The sequence below is a fragment of the Marinomonas communis genome (genome assembly GCF_004363305.1).
GTDB lineage: Bacteria > Pseudomonadota > Gammaproteobacteria > Pseudomonadales > Marinomonadaceae > Marinomonas > Marinomonas communis.
This window is the reverse complement of the sequence record NZ_SNZA01000009.1, coordinates 15,558-33,001: the sequence shown is the minus strand read 5'-3', so window position 1 is coordinate 33,001 and position 17,444 is coordinate 15,558. Positions and strand designations below refer to the sequence as shown.

16 protein-coding genes are annotated in these 17,444 nt (G+C 46.0%); 7 read left to right on the top strand and 9 right to left on the bottom strand.

Going from position 1 to position 17,444, the window contains the following annotated elements:
* Positions 1–51: 51 nt before the first annotated feature.
* Genes repC through C8D85_RS17940 form a run of 3 tightly spaced genes read right to left on the bottom strand, consistent with a single transcriptional unit; the run spans position 52 to position 1,914 of the window.
* Positions 52–882 (bottom strand): replication protein C, IncQ-type, encoded by an 831-nt coding sequence (gene repC / locus C8D85_RS17950; protein WP_425324511.1) that lies wholly within the window; start codon positions 880–882, stop codon positions 52–54.
* Positions 869–1,681 carry a helicase RepA family protein gene (locus tag C8D85_RS17945; RefSeq protein WP_133565318.1) on the bottom strand — a complete coding sequence of 271 codons (813 nt, stop codon included), beginning with the start codon at positions 1,679–1,681 and terminating at the stop codon, positions 869–871. The genes repC and C8D85_RS17945 overlap by 14 nt, the downstream gene beginning before the upstream one ends.
* A 2-nt stretch (positions 1,682–1,683) precedes the next feature.
* Positions 1,684–1,914: a helix-turn-helix transcriptional regulator gene (locus tag C8D85_RS17940; RefSeq protein ID WP_133565316.1), complete on the bottom strand. Its 231-nt coding sequence runs from the start codon at positions 1,912–1,914 to the stop codon at positions 1,684–1,686.
* Positions 1,915–2,117: 203 nt separating this feature from the next.
* On the opposite strand from C8D85_RS17940, the gene C8D85_RS17935 reads away from it, so the two are divergent.
* Both C8D85_RS17935 and ppl read left to right on the top strand, forming a co-directional pair.
* Positions 2,118–3,476 carry a hypothetical protein gene (locus tag C8D85_RS17935; protein ID WP_211342233.1) on the top strand — a complete coding sequence of 453 codons (1,359 nt, stop codon included), beginning with the start codon at positions 2,118–2,120 and terminating at the stop codon, positions 3,474–3,476.
* A 62-nt stretch (positions 3,477–3,538) separates the two neighbouring features.
* Positions 3,539–6,241 (top strand): anti-phage protein Ppl, encoded by a 2,703-nt coding sequence (gene ppl, locus C8D85_RS17930; protein ID WP_133565314.1) that lies wholly within the window; start codon positions 3,539–3,541, stop codon positions 6,239–6,241.
* 75 nt (positions 6,242–6,316) lie between these two features.
* Here ppl and C8D85_RS17925 read toward each other — a convergent pair whose 3' ends face one another.
* The 3 genes from C8D85_RS17925 to guaB form a co-directional block, all read right to left on the bottom strand.
* The gene (locus tag C8D85_RS17925; protein WP_133565312.1) at positions 6,317–7,504 is read right to left on the bottom strand and encodes a tyrosine-type recombinase/integrase; all 1,188 of its coding nucleotides are present in this window, start codon (positions 7,502–7,504) and stop codon (positions 6,317–6,319) included.
* A 306-nt stretch (positions 7,505–7,810) separates the two neighbouring features.
* Positions 7,811–9,388, bottom strand: a complete 1,578-nt coding sequence (guaA, locus tag C8D85_RS17920) for a glutamine-hydrolyzing GMP synthase (protein ID WP_133565310.1) — start codon at positions 9,386–9,388, stop codon at positions 7,811–7,813.
* 98 nt (positions 9,389–9,486) lie between these two features.
* Positions 9,487–10,959 (bottom strand): IMP dehydrogenase, encoded by a 1,473-nt coding sequence (gene guaB, locus C8D85_RS17915; protein ID WP_133565308.1) that lies wholly within the window; start codon positions 10,957–10,959, stop codon positions 9,487–9,489.
* A gap of 91 nt (positions 10,960–11,050) precedes the next feature.
* Between guaB and xseA the strand changes: the two genes are divergently transcribed.
* Both xseA and C8D85_RS17905 read left to right on the top strand, forming a co-directional pair.
* The gene (gene xseA, locus C8D85_RS17910; protein WP_133565306.1) at positions 11,051–12,394 is read left to right on the top strand and encodes an exodeoxyribonuclease VII large subunit; all 1,344 of its coding nucleotides are present in this window, start codon (positions 11,051–11,053) and stop codon (positions 12,392–12,394) included.
* 76 nt (positions 12,395–12,470) lie between these two features.
* Positions 12,471–13,367, top strand: a complete 897-nt coding sequence (locus tag C8D85_RS17905) for an EamA family transporter (protein ID WP_133565304.1) — start codon at positions 12,471–12,473, stop codon at positions 13,365–13,367.
* On the opposite strand, the gene C8D85_RS17900 is transcribed toward C8D85_RS17905, so the two are convergent.
* A complete protein-coding gene (locus tag C8D85_RS17900; RefSeq protein ID WP_133565303.1) occupies positions 13,315–14,277 on the bottom strand; it encodes a DMT family transporter in 963 nt (320 codons plus the stop codon). The two genes, C8D85_RS17905 and C8D85_RS17900, sit on opposite strands and share 53 nt — an antisense overlap.
* Before the next feature lie 127 nt (positions 14,278–14,404).
* Between C8D85_RS17900 and C8D85_RS17895 the strand changes: the two genes are divergently transcribed.
* Entirely contained in the window at positions 14,405–14,896 is a 492-nt protein-coding gene (locus C8D85_RS17895) for an Lrp/AsnC family transcriptional regulator (protein WP_133565300.1), read from the top strand.
* A gap of 7 nt (positions 14,897–14,903) precedes the next feature.
* Here C8D85_RS17895 and C8D85_RS17890 read toward each other — a convergent pair whose 3' ends face one another.
* Complete coding sequence (locus tag C8D85_RS17890) at positions 14,904–15,722, bottom strand: ion transporter (protein WP_133565299.1); 819 nt, start codon at positions 15,720–15,722, stop codon at positions 14,904–14,906.
* Positions 15,723–15,914: 192 nt separating this feature from the next.
* On the opposite strand from C8D85_RS17890, the gene arsH reads away from it, so the two are divergent.
* Together arsH and arsC are read left to right on the top strand one after the other, a co-directional pair.
* Positions 15,915–16,631 carry an arsenical resistance protein ArsH gene (gene arsH, locus C8D85_RS17885; RefSeq protein ID WP_133565297.1) on the top strand — a complete coding sequence of 239 codons (717 nt, stop codon included), beginning with the start codon at positions 15,915–15,917 and terminating at the stop codon, positions 16,629–16,631.
* A 37-nt stretch (positions 16,632–16,668) separates the two neighbouring features.
* Positions 16,669–17,085, top strand: coding sequence for an arsenate reductase (glutaredoxin) (gene arsC / locus C8D85_RS17880; RefSeq protein WP_133565296.1), 417 nt, complete (start codon positions 16,669–16,671; stop codon positions 17,083–17,085).
* Positions 17,086–17,098: 13 nt separating this feature from the next.
* On the opposite strand, the gene C8D85_RS17875 is transcribed toward arsC, so the two are convergent.
* Positions 17,099–17,374, bottom strand: a complete 276-nt coding sequence (locus tag C8D85_RS17875) for a hypothetical protein (protein WP_133565293.1) — start codon at positions 17,372–17,374, stop codon at positions 17,099–17,101.
* Positions 17,375–17,444: the final 70 nt, after the last annotated feature.

The window sequence follows — 17,444 nt, the reverse complement described above, 5'->3', positions numbered from 1 at the left end:
TGGGAGTAAAGGTGACTGTTGATGGGATAGATTGTGACCGTTAATGGGTCCCTATGGCCGCTGTATTTCAAACATGCCCTGACGGTACTCGACAATTAGCCACCCTATGCTTTGTATTTCACTTAACGTATCTCTTAAACGACTATGACGCTTACGCAACGTTGCACCAGTAGCAGGATTTTGATGTAGGTAACCACTTAGCGTTTCTAAAGCAACCTTTCCCCTTTGGCCTGGGTTGATCCAAGCACATAGCCTTTGATGAATTAATAGCGCATTGTGAGTACGCAAGGCTCGAACCTCGTCCATATCAATGCGGACATGCTGACCGTCTGGAAGAATGGCTTCAGCAATCATTGGGTTTAACGCCACATATAGATTTTTCGCTGAATCATCACTTTCATACTCAGCCAGCAAACGAAAACCTTTACGCTTACCTCCGTGTTGAACAATAATCGACACCTTCCACATCCGCTCAATACAATCTTTAATGGTTTTAGTGTTATTCGACGTTGTTGCATAACCAATCTCTTGCGCTAGATTGCGGTAACTACATTTAACCACCATGGCATCCAAATCTACCGCTTCCCATTTTGGCTCTAGAAATAGCCTCAGCTGCTGTCCACTTTCTGTGGCAGGCTCCGGTTTTAATAACAGACCTGTTGGGCCAGCCATAGCTATTAAGCCCTGAAGTACACGCAAATCATCCGCTCCTAACGGCTCAGGTCCGCTGAACTCAATCAAGCGCCCTTTGCCGTAGTCGTATACCACATCCAATTTGGACTTTTTACGTTCACCTTTTTGCAGCGCTCGAAATAAACCTGGAGCCAAGCAGTGCGATGGAGCATGCCTAACATGTGTTAGCTGATGCCTAAGCTTCTTCACGTGATCGACCATTAGATGACTTGTGTGACTTCTGTAGTGTCGTTTGTTCCAACAGTCCATTCTCACGTCGAATTAGCCAGCTCCCGTCGTAACATGGCCCATAGTTGGCTTTATTAACGCCATAACGTAGGTAATTCACGCGCTCTGTCTCCTCCAAACCAAACGCCTTGGCCTCGCTTTTCGTCATTTCACTTAACACAGACTGCCAGCGACAGTGATAAACGATTACAGAAGAGCCTCGACCCGTATGTTGGCCATCAGAATCTTTGCTGGTGTGATGAATAAAAATCACCGCTGCATCAGTTCTAACAGCGATATGCTCAAGACGATTTAATACCTGGGACATGGCACTACTTGAGTTTTCATCTTCGGTACTAAATCGGCGTAATGTATCCAGGATCAAAAGCCTTTGGCCTTCTGATTGTTTCACCAAAAGTTCGACACACTTTTCATCCAGGAGATCTGGAGCGAGACCAGCAACCGACTCGATCACAAGGTTTTGACTGACGACCTCTATTTGCTCCTGGCTTAGATGCTGTCTGATAGCTTGCAGACGATGCATGATGACCTTTACTGGGTCCTCGGCAGAGATGTACACCACCGGCCCTTGTGTCAGCGGTCCAACGCCCAAGAGGTCAGGACCACCCGCAATATATACCGCCAACTCTAAGGCAAACATCGACTTCCCCGTACCACCCGGCGCAACGAACGCGCCGACCGTACCCGCCAATAGACTTGGTAAGACATAGTCCAATTCCGGGGGCTGTTCTGTGAGGGCTTTGAATACATCGATTCTCATAATCAGTTACCCCCAAAGTATCCAGGGCGAGCCGCCTTGAGCGCACCCTTGCGGCGTTGTTCGATCCACTCTTCTATCTCAGCAAGATCCCAAGCCACACTGCGACTGGTTAGAACAATGCGACGGGGGAACTCACCTTGCTGCTCTAAGTTGTAAATGGTCCGATCCGAAAGCGGCACCATTCGTAAAAGTGTTTTTCGATTAATTAGGGTTTTATGTGCCAGCTCCTGCATGTCTTGGCCTCCTCTTAGTGACTGAAACCTGACTATGCCTGTATTCATTCGAAGCTTGATTGGACCTTGTGGAGGAAAAAGTTGAAAACGCTATTTATTTTCAGAATTCCACCCCAGAAAAGCAGCCAGACATTGCGACTAGTTGCTAATAGACTCACTATTTAACCAGTAGTAACATGACCTAGTGCTAAGGGGTTGAAGGTGTGGCAATGGAATATGCGGAAATCGAAAAGGAAGCTAGTGATCGCCTAGACAGACACTTTATCTCTGTCTGGGAAGACTGCGACGCTCTTGTTGCCGAAGGCATACGAGAGTTTAGAGATCGTTGGGCGAACTATTCCGTACACTCCCATAGAAAAGACCCTAGAAACCATCTAAAAGATGCTCATGCAGACATCAAAAAAGAAACGGATAAACGCCCTATTGGCGAGCTTATCCTAGAAGTCCTTGATCCCAAGGTATCAGCGTTTCTGAATTCTCTACCAGAGACACATTTGTATTTCTTTCCGACCCCTTACCTAAATATTGATTATTCGCTTTTACAAGCTTCAAAAGCAGAACTAAGTATTCCAGAAAAAACAGCTCGCGAGAGGACAATTAAGTTCGGGAAAAAATTCAGAGAAGATACACCATTGACCAACTTAATCGTGATGATGGGTTTTAAAGATACTCATGACGCGATCAAGCAGCAGCTTAGACACTTTCTGAAAACAGAGCATCAATGCAGACCAGTAGACTTCCGATTTCAGGCGACCGTCGATAACCTGCTAGAACTTCTATGGGCGCTGCACCTAACCCCAACACGCTTTAGGCATCACAGTCCAGATATAAAGATCAATGCAAGACGCAAGCAAACCTATTGCGAGCTATGCGGCCAAAGAAATGAACTGGCCGAGTATTTCTATCGACTCGATAACAACCTGTTAGACCTCAACGACCTGCAAGAAGCTAATGATCAGCAAAAGACAAAATTGCAACTTAGTCATAGATATTGCGCTCACCATCGACCAAGAAACAAAGATGGCCGAACTTGGAATCCTGCTTACAAGAGCGCTCTGCAATCAAAAGAACAATTTGAAAAGGAACTTCGACGCTTACAGCTTCATGTTGCTGGTGCCGTAGAGTATAGGCCGGTGCTAGATGACGAAGAACTAAGATCCTTATCAGCAGAAGAACTTATTGATCGCTATGTCTATCTCTTTTTAGAAGGTAAGACGGTTACACAAGAACACGTCCAGGCATATTTCGAGTACGTTAAACATAACTTTAAGTGTCCAATAGCAGTTGAAGGAGAAACCAAACGGCTCATTGATGAGGCCGCCGTGCGCTTAACAGGAGCAGGTACATTATTGGGTGCTGATGATGAAGGAAAACTGCGGGACATCGCTCGCCAGATGGTTGATTCAAGACTTACGGATCGTAAGAAACAAATTCTCGTTCTGAAGCAAGGGCTTAACCAGACACAAATTTCAGAGAGATTGACGGAGCTTGAAGGAAAAAAGATTTCACCTCAAGCAGTCTATAAGTCACTTCACTCCACGGACTCTAACTTTAGAATTTAAACACTAGCGATAGAATTAACAGACTAGGTTTTCTCACTTTTATATTTACATTGAGGTCACTAATGAAAACAACAGGAAGTCACTGGTTCAAAGTAGATTTTCATTGCCACTCCCCTGCATCCGATGATTACCCAAGAGGCTCTGAAATGGATAAGGATGGCTGCTCGCCCGAACAGTGGCTCTTAGAGCACATGAAACACGAAATTGACTGTGTAGTGTTAAGTGACCACAACACCGGAGCATGGATTGACGAAGTAAGAGCTGCTTTAGTTGACCTAAAAGAACGTAGTGACGCAGGAGAGCTAACTTCCTACCGCGATATTCACATAATACCTGCCGTTGAGTTAACTGCTGCAGGAAACTGTCATGTGCTCGGTCTATTTCCGGAATCCTTTAAAGCTGAGCATATTGCTAGAGTTGTAGGTAGCTGCGAACCACCTGTTAGTGAAGATAAAAAAAATCATCAGACTATTCTAGGGTCTGGAGTTCCAAGGATTATTTCGAAAATAAAAGATGCTGGAGGCATCGCAATCCTTGCCCACGTCGATAAGGCTAAAGGTATTTTTAAAAATACAAATCAAGACGAAGTTAGAGCAGCATTCAATGCAGAACCAGATGCAGTTGAATTGATTGGCAGTAATGATGAGCTTGATGGATTTGCTCAAAGTTTAGTAAATGATCTCGCAAAGGTTAAAGGTTCAGATGCTCATTGCCGTGAGCAGATGGGGCGTTCATTTACTTGGGTCAAAATGTCTCAACCTTCTTTTGAAGGAATAAAAATTGCGTTAACCGATCCTGATCACTGCATCATAAAAGATGGTAACCCTCCGCGATATCCAAGTTATAAAATTTCACAAATGTCTTTGAAAACGTATATGTGCAAAGACTCATCAGATCATGCGATCAATCTTGAGCTAAGCCCTTGGTATACAGCTATTGTAGGTAGTCGAGGCTCTGGTAAGTCAACTGTAGTTGAGGCTGTTAGGCTAGCTCTTAAACGAGACACGAGAGCTACAGAGCCTAAACTTTCATCCGATATTGAGAAGCGCCTTTCAGAATTCAAGAATACTAGTGAGGGAGCTGTAAGAGATGACTCTTATATTGAATTATTGTATGAAAAAGATTCTCAGAAATATAAATTAACTTGGACCCCAACTTCACACACACTTTTTAAGTATGACATTCATACCAGTGACTGGACAGAAGACCCTACTTTTGATGTAAGTAGGTTCCCAGTTTCAATTTACTCTCAGAAAATGCTCTTCGATATAGCAACGAAGCCAAATGCTTTTCTTAAAGTAATAGATGATAGTGAAGTTGTAAAATTCGCCGATTGGGAAAGTAAAAACAAAGAGCTACAAAGTGACTATAAAGGGCTTTGTCATGACCTTAGAGAAGTAGAGTCGAGTCTAAACGAAATCCCAAAGATCCAGGGAAACTTGACCGACATTAACAACAAACTAAAAACTTTAGAAAGCTGCGGTTTATCTGAAAAACAAACCCAATTGTCTAATTATCAAAAAGAAATGTCTCAAGCGGGCGATGCTATCAGCAAGATAAATTCACACATTGATAGTATAAAAGCAGCACTAAACGAATGTGAAGAGATAGTTGTAACCAATACTGATACCGAGCTGGATGAGTTTCTTAAGTCTGTCCAAAAAATTCAAAAAGATTTACTCAAGAACACTACAGAACAAGTAACAAGTGCTGAATCTTCTTTAGAAGCTCTCCAACAGAAAGAGTATTTTCTTCAGCTTAAAGAAAATATCAAAGTGACTACGAATGATATGAAAGTCACTCTAGATACATTAGAAGATGCTGAGATTAGTCCAGATAAGCTAGATCATTTACTTACGGAAAGAGAGCAACTTGCACAGAAAGTAGCCAAAGAGGCATCTCTTAAAGATAAAAGAGTTAATATCTTACAAAGAAAGTCAGAAGCTCTTACTAGCCTGATGGAGCACCGCAAAGACTTAACCAAAAGAAGAAAGGATTTCATCGATAATTTAGGCTTAACAGACCTACATATTAGTATTCTTCCATTGGCGAGCAAGCCAGAAGAGCTAATCTTGGGTTATCAACAGGCAACTGGTATCGATCGATTCTCTAGCCATATTTTAGAAAGCGAACGCAACTCTGGCCTTTTAAGTGAGCTGGATAAACTTGAACGACAGAACCCCAAACTCGAAGCAAAACGATTCGAAGAAGTTGAAAAGTTAAAGCAGTTCCACAGAGACTGTAGGAATAATACTAATAACACTAATTACGATATACACGGAGCGCTTAAAACACGAATTAGCCAGTTATCTGATGAACAGCTAGACAATTTTGACTGCTGGTTCCCTGACGATGGTATAGATATCAAGTTTTTCGATGTTAACAGACAAAAACGCCCATTAGACAAAGCATCACCGGGGCAAAAGTCTGCCTCAATGCTTACTTTTTTAATGTCTTATGGTAGCGATCCTCTAATCTTAGATCAGCCAGAGGACGACCTCGACTGCGCAATGCTGGCAGAGAGTGTTATTCCCGCTATTTCTAAAAATAAACAAAGAAGACAGCTGATTTTAGTTACGCACTCAGCACCAATAGTAGTAAATGGAGATGCGGAATATATCATTGGAATGAGCCAGAATCAGATGCGCCTCACACCATATATTACAGGCGGCATCCAAGAACAAGAAGTGAAAGATTTTATCTGTAAACAAATGGAAGGCGGGGAAAAGGCCTTCCGAAGCCGATTTAAACGCATCATCGGGTAGTAGTCGGGAAAGCCCTCTTAGGGCTTTCCCATTTTAGAATTTTCTATCCACTTTTTAAACATATTTGATTGATGATCATGCCACCCACTCATCAATCATATTTGCCCAATCCTGCAACATGGCCGCGCGCTGCTCTCGGTACTCGGCTTTGTTGTAGATGGCTCTGACGCCTTTCTGTTCGTGGGCTAGGCATTTTTCGATCCAGTCACTGTTATAACCTGCCTCATGGAGCAAGGTGCTTGCTGTGCGGCGTAGGTCATGTGGTCCAAACTTCTCCATCGGTATGCCATCTTTCTGGGCGGCCTGGAAGGTGTATTTCAGCACCAGGTTAATCGTAGCGTTACTCATAGGTTGGTCGGTGTCGTAGCGTGATGGTAGGACATACTCTGAGCCGCCGGCAAAGGTCTTTAACGCAACTAACAAATCTATCGCCTGGCGTGATAGGAACACCAGGTGAGGTTTGCGGCGTTTCATTCGCTCTTTCGGGATACTCCAAAGAGCTTCACTGAAATTGATCTCACTCCATTTTGCCTGGCACAACTCCCCTTTTCGCACCATGGTCAGTAGAAGCAGTTTAGCAGCAGCGCGGTTAACTGGACTGGTGCCTACTTTCTCTAGGTACTTGTACATCACGCCAATCTCTTCTGGCGTTAACGAACGGTCCCGTGGCTGGAATCGAGCAATAGAGTTTGGCCGTACATGATCAGCAGGGTTCTCTACCTTCTGGCCACGCTCCATGGCCCAACGAAATACCTGCATCACGATCTCGCGGGTATGCACCGCCGTGGCCGGTGCACCTCGATCCACGATGCTGTTAGTCAGCATGCGTAGGTCCTCATGGGAAATTTCTGTTAGCTGTAGATTGCCAAACCTGGCTTTAAGTTCGCGTTCATAGATCGAGCGGCGCATATCTCGGGTGGACTCTGCCATTTGATAACCGCGCAACCACTTGTCTGCCCAGGCTCCAAATGTTGCCGCATCCTTCACACGAGCTTTGCTACGCGCTTTTTCCTTTGCAGGAGACCTTCCATTGGCGATTAGCTTCTTAGCCTCTCCAAGCTGCTCACGGGCTTCCGCGAGGCTGATACCACCATTGCCATAGCGGCCAAAGGTAATCGTTTCCTGGCGTCCATTGATGGAATAGTTGTAGCGAAAGGACTTAGTACCCGCTGCGGTGACGGCCACGTACAAGCCGTCACGGTCGTTTACTTTGTAGAGTTTATCCTTGGGCTTTAGGTTTCTGATCTTGGTATCGGTCAGCATGACTATGGTTCTCCGTTGAGTTTAATACCATGCTGTAAATCCTATGTTTTAGAGCCTGTTTTCTCTTTTACTTTCAAATAGTTAGAGAAAATTAATACCATGAGGCATGGAAATATCGCTTTATGGTATCGGGGTTGCGCATGGTGTTTGGAGAAAATAATACCCACCGCTATACCACGGTCAAACCGTGCTTGAAGCTGCTAGACAGTGCCAAATGATTTGGCCTTTAGATACAAAAAAGCCCGCTAGATAGCGGGCTTGAGAGTGTTTATTGCTGTTCAGTGCAAGGTGTTACCTAACGCTGAATTATTCCCATTCGATGGTCGCTGGTGGCTTAGACGATACGTCGTAAGTCACGCGAGAGATGTGTTCGATTTCGTTGATGATACGACCCGACACTTTCTCTAGTAGCTCGTATGGTAGGTGTGCCCAACGCGCTGTCATGAAGTCGATGGTTTCTACAGCACGTAGTGCAACCACGTATTCGTAACGACGACCATCGCCTACAACTCCTACAGATTTAACTGGTAGGAATACAGCGAATGCTTGGCTTGTTTTCTCGTACCAGCCAGCGTTGCGAAGTTCTTCGATGAAGATAGCATCAGCGCGACGTAGGATGTCCGCGTAGTCTTTCTTCACTTCACCAAGGATACGAACACCTAGACCAGGTCCTGGGAATGGGTGACGGTAAACCATGTCGTACGGTAGACCTAGCTCTAGACCTAGCTTACGCACTTCGTCTTTGAACAATTCGCGTAGTGGCTCAACAAGCTGCATCTTCATGTCTTCTGGTAGACCACCTACGTTATGGTGAGACTTGATGACATGTGCTTTACCTGTTTTAGAGGCAGCAGATTCGATTACGTCTGGGTAGATAGTACCTTGTGCTAGGAACTCTACTTCCGTTAGCTTGGCCGCTTCCTCGTCGAATACTTCAATGAAGGTGTTACCAATGATCTTACGTTTCTTCTCTGGGTCTGCTTCGCCGCCTAGTTTACCTAGGAATAGGTCTTCAGCATCAACACGGATAACGTTAACGCCCATGTTCTCTTTGAACATCGCCATTACTTGATCGCCTTCGTTTAGACGAAGTAGACCGTTATCAACGAATACACAGGTTAGCTGTGTACCGATTGCTTTGTGCAATAAAGCCGCCACAACAGAAGAGTCCACACCACCAGAAAGGGCCAGTAGAACTTTCTTGTCACCAACTTGCTCTTTCATACGATCAATTGCGTCTTGAGCAATGTTTGCTGGCGTCCATAGAGTTTCACAGCCACAGATATCAACAATGAAACGAGACAGGATACGTCCGCCTTGTTTCGTATGCGTTACTTCTGGGTGGAACTGTACACCGTAGAACTTTTTGCCTTCGTGGGCCATCGCAGCGATTGGGCAGCTTTCAGTTGACGCCATCAAAGCGAAGCCTTCTGGCATATCAACCACTTTATCACCGTGGCTCATCCACACATCAAGCAAGGCAACACCGTTGTTTGCAACGTGGTCTTCAATGCCGTCAAGCAATGAGTAGTTACCGTGCGTGCGGATTTGCGCGTAACCAAATTCACGCAATTCAGATCCTTGAACTTTACCACCCATTTGCTCTGCCATGGTTTGCATGCCGTAACAAATGCCTAGAACAGGAACACCTAGTGTGAAAACGATTTCAGGTGCACGTGGTGAGCCTTCTTCCGTAACCGACTCAGGGCCACCCGCAAGGATGATACCTTTCGGGTTAAAGTCTAGGATTTCCTGTTCTTCCATGTCGAATGCACGGATTTCACAGAAAACACCAATCTCACGAACACGGCGAGCGATCAGCTGCGTGTACTGAGAACCAAAATCAAGAATAAGAATTTTATGAGCGTGGATATCTTGCGACATTATTAGCTAGTCCTTCGCTCCTACCCAGTAAGAGCTGTTCAAAAAAAAAAGAAGATGGGGCGTTAAACGCCCCATCTTGGTTTTTCATTCATCAGCGCTTAACCACCAACGTGGTAGTTCGGCGCTTCTTTAGTAATGGTAACATCATGCACGTGACTTTCACGCATACCCGCACCAGTAATTTGAGAAAATTGCGTTTGAGTACGCATCTGCTCAATGTTTGCAGAGCCAGTGTAGCCCATTGAAGAGCGAACACCGCCCATCAATTGGTGAACAACAGCTGCCATTGGACCTTTTGAAGGTACGCGACCTTCAATACCTTCCGGTACCAATTTTTCTACGCCGCTGCTTGCGTCTTGGAAGTAACGGTCCGAAGAACCTTGAGACTGAGACATCGCGCCAAGAGAGCCCATGCCGCGGTACGCTTTGAATGAACGACCTTGGAACAGAACCACTTCACCTGGTGCTTCGTCAGTACCAGCCAATAGACCACCAACCATGATCACGCTTGCGCCCGCTGCAATCGCTTTCGCAATGTCACCAGAGAAACGTACACCACCGTCTGCGATAACTGGAATACCGCGCTCGTTCATTGCCGCCGCTACGTTTGCAACCGCACTGATTTGTGGAACACCCACACCTGCGATGATACGAGTCGTACAGATCGAACCTGGGCCGATACCCACTTTAACGCCATCAGCACCTGCATCCGCTAGCGCGATCGCAGCTTCTGCTGTCGCGATGTTACCACCGATCACTTGTACTTGAGGGAAGTTTTCTTTCACCCAACGTACGCGGTCGATCACGCCTTTAGAATGGCCGTGTGCAGTATCAACAACGATCACGTCAACACCCGCTTCTGCTAGTGCCGTCACACGGTCACCAGTGTCTGCGCCAGTGCCTACTGCAGCGCCAACACGAAGACTACCGTTGTCGTCTTTACAAGCGTTCGGGAAAGTTTGTGCTTTGTTGATGTCCGTTACCGTTACCATACCACGTAGTTCGAACTGCTCGTTCACAACCAACACTTTTTCGATACGGTGTTCATGAAGTAGCTTACGGATAGAGCCGCTAGAAGCACCTTCTAGGACAGTCACTAGACGCTCTTTTGGCGTCATGATGTCAGCAACGGTTTTATCGAAGTCTTTGATAAAACGAACGTCACGGCTGGTTACGATACCGACTAGGTCTTTTCCTTCAACAACCGGTACACCAGAAATATTGTGTGCCGCAGTCAGATCCATCAACTCGCGAACAGTCGCGCCAGGGTGAATCGTTACTGGGTCTTTGACAATACCACTTTCGAACTTTTTCACGCGACGAACTTCTGCCGCTTGTTGCTCAATCGTTAGGTTTTTGTGGATAATGCCAATGCCGCCTTCTTGCGCTAGGGCAATCGCCATGCGGTGTTCAGTCACCGTATCCATGGCAGCGGAAACAAGAGGAAGATTTAGTTCGATGCCTTTCGTGATGCGTGTTTTTAGGCTCACGTCTTTCGGCAGAACTTCAGAATAGCCTGGGATAAGCAAAACGTCATCAAACGTTAGTGCTTGTTGTGCGATTCGTAACATAATAGGGAATTTCCAATGCCAACTGGGTTTAAGATGGCAAGTAATTCTACTCCAACATTGTGATTCGGTAAATCAAAACCACGGGACATTGATGAAAAAATTTACAACTTTGCACAGTTCAGAACCGACTTTTACCGTCTCAGAATTAAACCGCCAAATTCAGCAGTTGTTGGAAGCCAGTTTGCCATGGATTTTAGTAGAAGGAGAGCTCTCTAACCTTGCCAAACCAAGCTCAGGTCATTGGTACTTTTCCTTGAAAGATGATCGCGCACAAATACGCTGTGCGATGTTCAAGGGCAAAAACATGGCGGTCAAATTCAAGCCCAAAGACGGTGATCTGGTTCGACTTCGCGCAAGAGTGACCTTTTACGGTGCGCGCGGTGACTGCCAACTGATGGTGGAGTCCATGGAAGCCGCTGGCGAAGGTGCCTTGCAAGCGGCCTTTGAGCGCTTGAAGAACCAATTACAAGCGGAAGGATTATTCGATCCAACCCGCAAGAAAGCTCTCCCTACTCGTCCAGAGCGCGTTGCGATCATCACCTCTGCCAAAGGCGCAGCGGTGCGCGATATGGTCATCGCCTTTAAACGACGCTTCCCATTGACCGAGCTAACGATTTTACCAACCCTTGTTCAAGGTGAAGGGGCTGCGACTAATATTCGCCAACAACTGGAACGTGCCGATGTCAGTGGGCATTTTGATGCCATCATCGTCGGACGTGGTGGTGGCTCGTTAGAAGACCTTTGGAGCTTTAATGACGAAGCGCTCGCTCGCGCCATTTATCAGGCTAAAACACCAATTGTTTCAGCAGTAGGTCATGAAGTTGATTTTACCATCGCAGATTTTGTGGCAGATGTTCGAGCCGCGACGCCAACCGCTGCGGCTGAATTATTAAGCCCCGATGTACGCAACCTAGAACAGCAGATTGCACATTTTGAGCACCTGTTTACACGTCGCTTTGAGCAAACCTTACAACAGCATCAGCAGCGCTTAGATTTCATCACGCAACGTATTCGCCACCCTAAAGAGCGTATCGAACAACAGCAAAACCGTTTAGACCAAAGCACAAAGCGTTTATCTCAAGCCATACTCAGCCAACTTGCACAGAGGCAAGTGCGCGAAAGCCACCTGCAGCAACGCCTTAAACAAGCCAACCCAAATGCGAAGGTAGTCGCTCATCAGGAGCGTATTGAAAGGCTTCAGCAAAGACTGAATCAAGCCTTAGGTCAAACACTGAACCAGAAACAGCAACGCTTCGCCCAAACTATTGAAAAGTTGGATTTGGTGAGCCCTTTGAATATTCTGTCTCGAGGCTATGCTATTGCCAGCAAAGACAAACAGGTCATCCGCTCTTGTCGTGATGTGAGCGAGGGGGATGACATTAACATTCGTGTTGCGGACGGCACTCTAAAGTGTCTCGTCAAAGAAACGTCATAATGTCCCCAGTTGTTCCTTTTTTCATCAGATAAGAAATCGTTACAGTTAGACCTTATCGACAAAAGGACCTCCTATCATGACCGCGAAAGACTTATCCCTAGGCTTAATTATTATCTTCGCTTGGGGGTTCAACTTCGTTGTCATTCGTTGGGGACTCGATGCCATGACCCCGATGATGCTCGGCGGCATGCGTTTCTTAGTCTTAGCATTGGTCGGCTGCTTTTTCTTTGCTCGCCCTAAGACCCCATTAAAATGGTGTTTACTCTATGCCTTGTCCTTGAACTTTGGCCAATTTGCTTGGCTGTTCTGCGCCATGACATTTGGCATGCCAGCGGGATTGGCGTCTTTGGTATTACAGTCACAAGCCATCTTTACACTGATTTTTTCCGTACTCTTACTAAAAGAAACGGTCCGACCTTATCAAATACTGGCGGTTACGATTGCCAGCGGTGGACTGGCGATTATCGGTGCCGCGGGAGAAGACACCTCCATGACCGTATTGGGCTTTATTTTGACCCTAGCGGCAGCGTCTAGCTGGGCATTGGGTAACATCACCACCAAAGCTATTATTCAGAAAGGCTACCAAGCAGATCTTAGCTTAATCGTATGGAGTGCGGGGATCGCGTCTGTGCCCTTCTTCATTACCTCTTACTTTGTCGACGGCCCAGACCTAATGTGGTCTAACCTGAAGGATATCAATTGGAGCACCGTTGCTGTTCTTGGTTACCTAGCACTATTCGCCACATTGGCAGGCTATGGCCTTTGGAGCCAACTGATGTCCCGTTACAGCGCTGGCACCGTCGCGCCACTGTCATTAGGCGTCCCCGTGGTTGGCTTAACCTCTGCGGCGTTGGTACTGAATGAAAGCATCAGCCACCAACAGTGGGTCGGGATTCTGGTCGTGCTGCTAGGTTTAATGCTCAACACTTTTGGCGGCCGCTTGCGCCACGCCCAGCCAAAGATACGCACATAATACCGCCTAAGATGACAGCACCACCTAACGCAAGAGACAGTGTAAGCGTTTCACCGAGAAACACGGTTGACGCCAATAATCCTGTAACAGGAACGCCTAACATGGCGTTCGACATACTGGCTGAAGAAAGGTGTTTGCTGGCGGCATTGATGGCCACAAATGAAAAAGCGGTCGCAAACGGTCCCATGTACAACATAACCCACCAAAACGTAGCGCTGAAGTCACCAGTGAAGCTTCCTTCAAAGTAATACGCCAAAGGAATCAGACAAAAGCTCGCAAGCAACATTTGCCAAGGTGCCAGTTGGTAAGCATTACTGTCACCTTTATGATGGCGAAGGTGCAAAATACACAGCGCCCAGCATAGAGAGCAAAACAGCAGTAACGCATTGCCTTGCAGTACAGCTGTATCACGCCAATCAATGGTGGCAGGGTTAAGCAAAATGAGTACGCCTACGAATCCAATCACGGTACCCGCGATCTGCATCGTGCTAAAGCGCTCCCGCAACACGAACAAAGCAATCGGTGTCACCCACAAAGGCGTGGTGTAACCCAATACTGCCGAACGCCCTGCCGAGACGCTTAACATAGCAATCGCCCCTAGAGCAGTGAACATCATCATCTGCACCAAACCAACGCTGGCGACAATCGGAAGGTCTTTGCGCGTTGGCAGTTTCACCTTGCCTGTAATGGCCTGCAAAAAGAATAGGCAAACACATCCCATCACGAATCGTACGGCCGCAAACCAAAGCGGTGAAATATGCTCTAAACCCAGTTTCATCACCGGCCAATTACCACCTAGCGCCACGACTGCCAATGCAAACATTAGGACGATTTTCAGTTGGTTTGGCAACGAAACTTGAAAGCGTTTCAGGCTGAAAATAGGATAGTTTTGCGTGGATGTAGATGGCATAGATCACCTCGAAATTTGATCTAACCATTGTAATTTCTGCCGCCGAGTTTTATTTTCCTATTATCTCTCTTAAATCTCTGAATTAGAGAAAATTTACCCTGCAAAATTAAATTATAAAGAAAATATCATGAGCCAGCTTGATAAAACCGATATATTGATTCTTAACCAAATCCAAGAAAATGCTCGCATCACCCACGCTGAGCTCGCCAAAGCGGTTAACTTGTCCACCACGCCTTGCTACAACCGTATCAAAGCCATGGAAGAGAAAGGCCTTATTAAACAGCAGGTAACTTTGTTGGAAGCGGAGAAGCTGGGCCTAACGCTGAATGTATTTATCCACGTTACCCTAGAGAAACAAGTAGAAGAAGCCTTACAGAGCTTTGAAGAAGCGATCAGTGATCGACCAGAAGTGATGGAGTGTTATCTTATGACAGGGGATGAGGATTACTTATTACGTGTGGTCGTACCGAATATGAAAGCACTGGAGAAATTTATCCTCCAGTACCTTTCAAAGATTCCCTGCGTCGCCAGCATTCGCTCTAGCTTTGCCTTAAAACAAGTGCGCTACAAAACTGCTTTGCCACTGCCAGAACAGGGATTAACGCTGCATTTGGACTAGCCTACTGCTAGTCCTTGCGATCCAGTTTGTCGCTCAGGGCTTGCACTTGTTGCTGTAGTTGCGAGATTTGCTCAACCAAGGCTTGATGATGATCCTCTTGGTGCTGCTGTTCTTCAGCGGATGTCTCGCGGCTCATTACCTCTAGCACCACACCTACCATCATATTCAAGAACACAAACGCGGTTAAGAAGATAAACACCACGTAGTACATCCAGCTCAGTGGGTATACAGCCATCGTCTCATACATGACGTCGGTCCAATCTTCGAACGTGGCGATGCGGAACAAGGTCAACATGGAAATGGCGATATCACCCCACAGTGTTTCGTTGATGCCCTCAAAAAAGATTGACCCCATCGCACCAAAAATATAGAAGATGATGAACATCAATAAGGCGATGTAGCCCATCTTCGGAATGGCTTTTAGCAAGGCATTAATCAACACTCGTAGATCTGGGATGATCGATACCAGTCGCAGCACTCGTAATACGCGCAACAGACGCGCCACTAGCACCATGTCAGTATTGGATATCGGCACTAAACTACCAATAACGATGACGGAATCAAATAGGTTCCAAGGATCTTTGAAGAACTCACGTTTGCGTTCATAGGTGACAAAGCGCAACAGTATTTCCGCCAGAAAAAACACGGTGATCAGCGTATCAAGATAGTTAATCGCCAGCTCAACGGAATACGGGAGCGGGTAGGTTTTTGCCCCCACCGTTAAGGCCGCAATAATGATGATGCTGATTATAAAGCCTTGAAACCAAACGCTGCGCTCAACACGCTTAAAGACGTCAAACCAAGACTGAGAACGGGCCGTAGTCATTACCTGATATTACTCCTAAGAAATACTCACAATGAGCGAAGAGTACCTTCAGACAATGACGAAAGGAATAGCCCCTCAAGGAGAATCCAACAGCATGCCTTGAAAATTTTGAACAACACTTGAATATATGGGGAAACAAATATACAGTTATTCGCATATATGAAAATACAGATATTATGGACAAGCTCTACTATGTTTCAAGATAACGCCATACCGAATCTACAAACGGATAAACTTGACATCCCCTCCTTACAAAAATGCCAACCCAAAATAAGCGAACACCCACCTCGCATATTATTACTCTACGGATCTTTAAGAGAACGTTCTTTCAGCCGTTTAGTGATTGAGGAAAGCGCTCGATTATTACAAAGCATGGGAGCAGAAGTCAGGATTTTTAACCCTGAAGGGCTTCCACAGACAGATATGGCGGATGACCAGCACCCTAAGGTTCAAGAGTTAAGGTCGCTCATGATTTGGTCAGAAGGACAGGTGTGGTGCTCTCCTGAGCGCCACGGGTCAATGAGTAGTATCTTCAAAAGCCAAATTGATTGGATTCCTTTAAACGTTGGAGGAGTTAGACCAACCCAAGGAAAAACGCTGGCCGTGATGCAGGTATGTGGAGGGTCCCAATCATTCAATGTAGTGAATCAATTACGTATTTTGGGGCGCTGGATGCGCATGGTCACAATCCCCAATCAATCAAGTGTTGCAAAGGCCTTCTTAGAGTTTGATGACAATAATCGGATGAAACCATCCCCCTATTACAATCGAATCGTTGATGTCATGGAGGAGTTAATGAAGTTCACATTGTTACTAAGAGGAAGTAAGGACTATTTCGTAGACCGATATTCGGAACGGGTAGAAAGTGCAGAGCAACTCAGCCAACGGGTAAATCAAGCCTCTATTTGAGCCTTATCCAATTAACCATTTTAGCGAAGAGACGACTATGATTGTAATTCATCACAACCCAGAATGCGGCACTTCTAGAAACGTACTGCGAATCATACAAGATGCGGGCTACACTCCAATTATTATTGAATACCTTAAGGATGGCTGGACTCGCAACCAGCTGATGGCGCTATTTGCAGCGGCGAATATCACTCCAAGAGAAGCCTTACGCATCACCAAGTCGCCAGCTCAAGAAATGGGACTTCTAGATGACGATATTACCGATGAACAGTTGATCAAGGCTATGCTTGAACACCCAATATTAGTCAATCGACCGATTGTCTGTAGCCCTAAGGGTGTAAAATTGTGCCGCCCTAGTGAAAGTGTATTAGATATACTAGATAAGTGGCCTCAAGGGCCATATTTCAAAGAAGACGGCGAAAAGATCTTAGATGATAGAGGCCGAAAGCTCTGACAAAGAAGGAATGTTAGCTGCGCTTCACACGCACGACTTTCATGACTTCCATATCGATCCCAGCAACGGACTCTTGAGCAGGGTAATAGGTCAGGTTTACACGTGCGCCTCGTAGCGAGTGGTACTTTCCTTGACGTTTAAAGCGGAATGGCACGTCATAACCTTCGATCATCAAAGTATGCAGCACCCAGTCTTCTTGATTACGTTGTACATGGGATTTAACTTTCATTGCGTCGCTATGAATGAGGCCGGGATGCTTAGTGATCAGGGCTTCGGGTTTGGATTTCATGGAACTCTCCTACCGAGCTTGTGGTGTGAAATGTTAGACGAGGCCATATAGTATGCCACAAACCCGATCG

What these genes read in the sequence shown, in the direction of transcription:
- C8D85_RS17875 (WP_133565293.1), bottom strand. Translation starts at nt 17,374, where the DNA reads ATGAAATCCAAACCCGAAGCCCTGATCACTAAGCATCCCGGCCTCATT.
- C8D85_RS17895 (WP_133565300.1), top strand. Translation starts at nt 14,405, where the DNA reads ATGAGCCAGCTTGATAAAACCGATATATTGATTCTTAACCAAATCCAA.
- C8D85_RS17890 (WP_133565299.1), bottom strand. Translation starts at nt 15,722, where the DNA reads ATGACTACGGCCCGTTCTCAGTCTTGGTTTGACGTCTTTAAGCGTGTT.
- guaA (WP_133565310.1), bottom strand. Translation starts at nt 9,388, where the DNA reads ATGTCGCAAGATATCCACGCTCATAAAATTCTTATTCTTGATTTTGGT.
- ppl (WP_133565314.1), top strand. Translation starts at nt 3,539, where the DNA reads ATGAAAACAACAGGAAGTCACTGGTTCAAAGTAGATTTTCATTGCCAC.
- xseA (WP_133565306.1), top strand. Translation starts at nt 11,051, where the DNA reads ATGAAAAAATTTACAACTTTGCACAGTTCAGAACCGACTTTTACCGTC.
- arsC (WP_133565296.1), top strand. Translation starts at nt 16,669, where the DNA reads ATGATTGTAATTCATCACAACCCAGAATGCGGCACTTCTAGAAACGTA.
- C8D85_RS17945 (WP_133565318.1), bottom strand. Translation starts at nt 1,681, where the DNA reads ATGAGAATCGATGTATTCAAAGCCCTCACAGAACAGCCCCCGGAATTG.
- guaB (WP_133565308.1), bottom strand. Translation starts at nt 10,959, where the DNA reads ATGTTACGAATCGCACAACAAGCACTAACGTTTGATGACGTTTTGCTT.
- C8D85_RS17905 (WP_133565304.1), top strand. Translation starts at nt 12,471, where the DNA reads ATGACCGCGAAAGACTTATCCCTAGGCTTAATTATTATCTTCGCTTGG.
- C8D85_RS17940 (WP_133565316.1), bottom strand. Translation starts at nt 1,914, where the DNA reads ATGCAGGAGCTGGCACATAAAACCCTAATTAATCGAAAAACACTTTTA.
- arsH (WP_133565297.1), top strand. Translation starts at nt 15,915, where the DNA reads ATGTTTCAAGATAACGCCATACCGAATCTACAAACGGATAAACTTGAC.
- C8D85_RS17900 (WP_133565303.1), bottom strand. Translation starts at nt 14,277, where the DNA reads ATGCCATCTACATCCACGCAAAACTATCCTATTTTCAGCCTGAAACGC.
- C8D85_RS17925 (WP_133565312.1), bottom strand. Translation starts at nt 7,504, where the DNA reads ATGCTGACCGATACCAAGATCAGAAACCTAAAGCCCAAGGATAAACTC.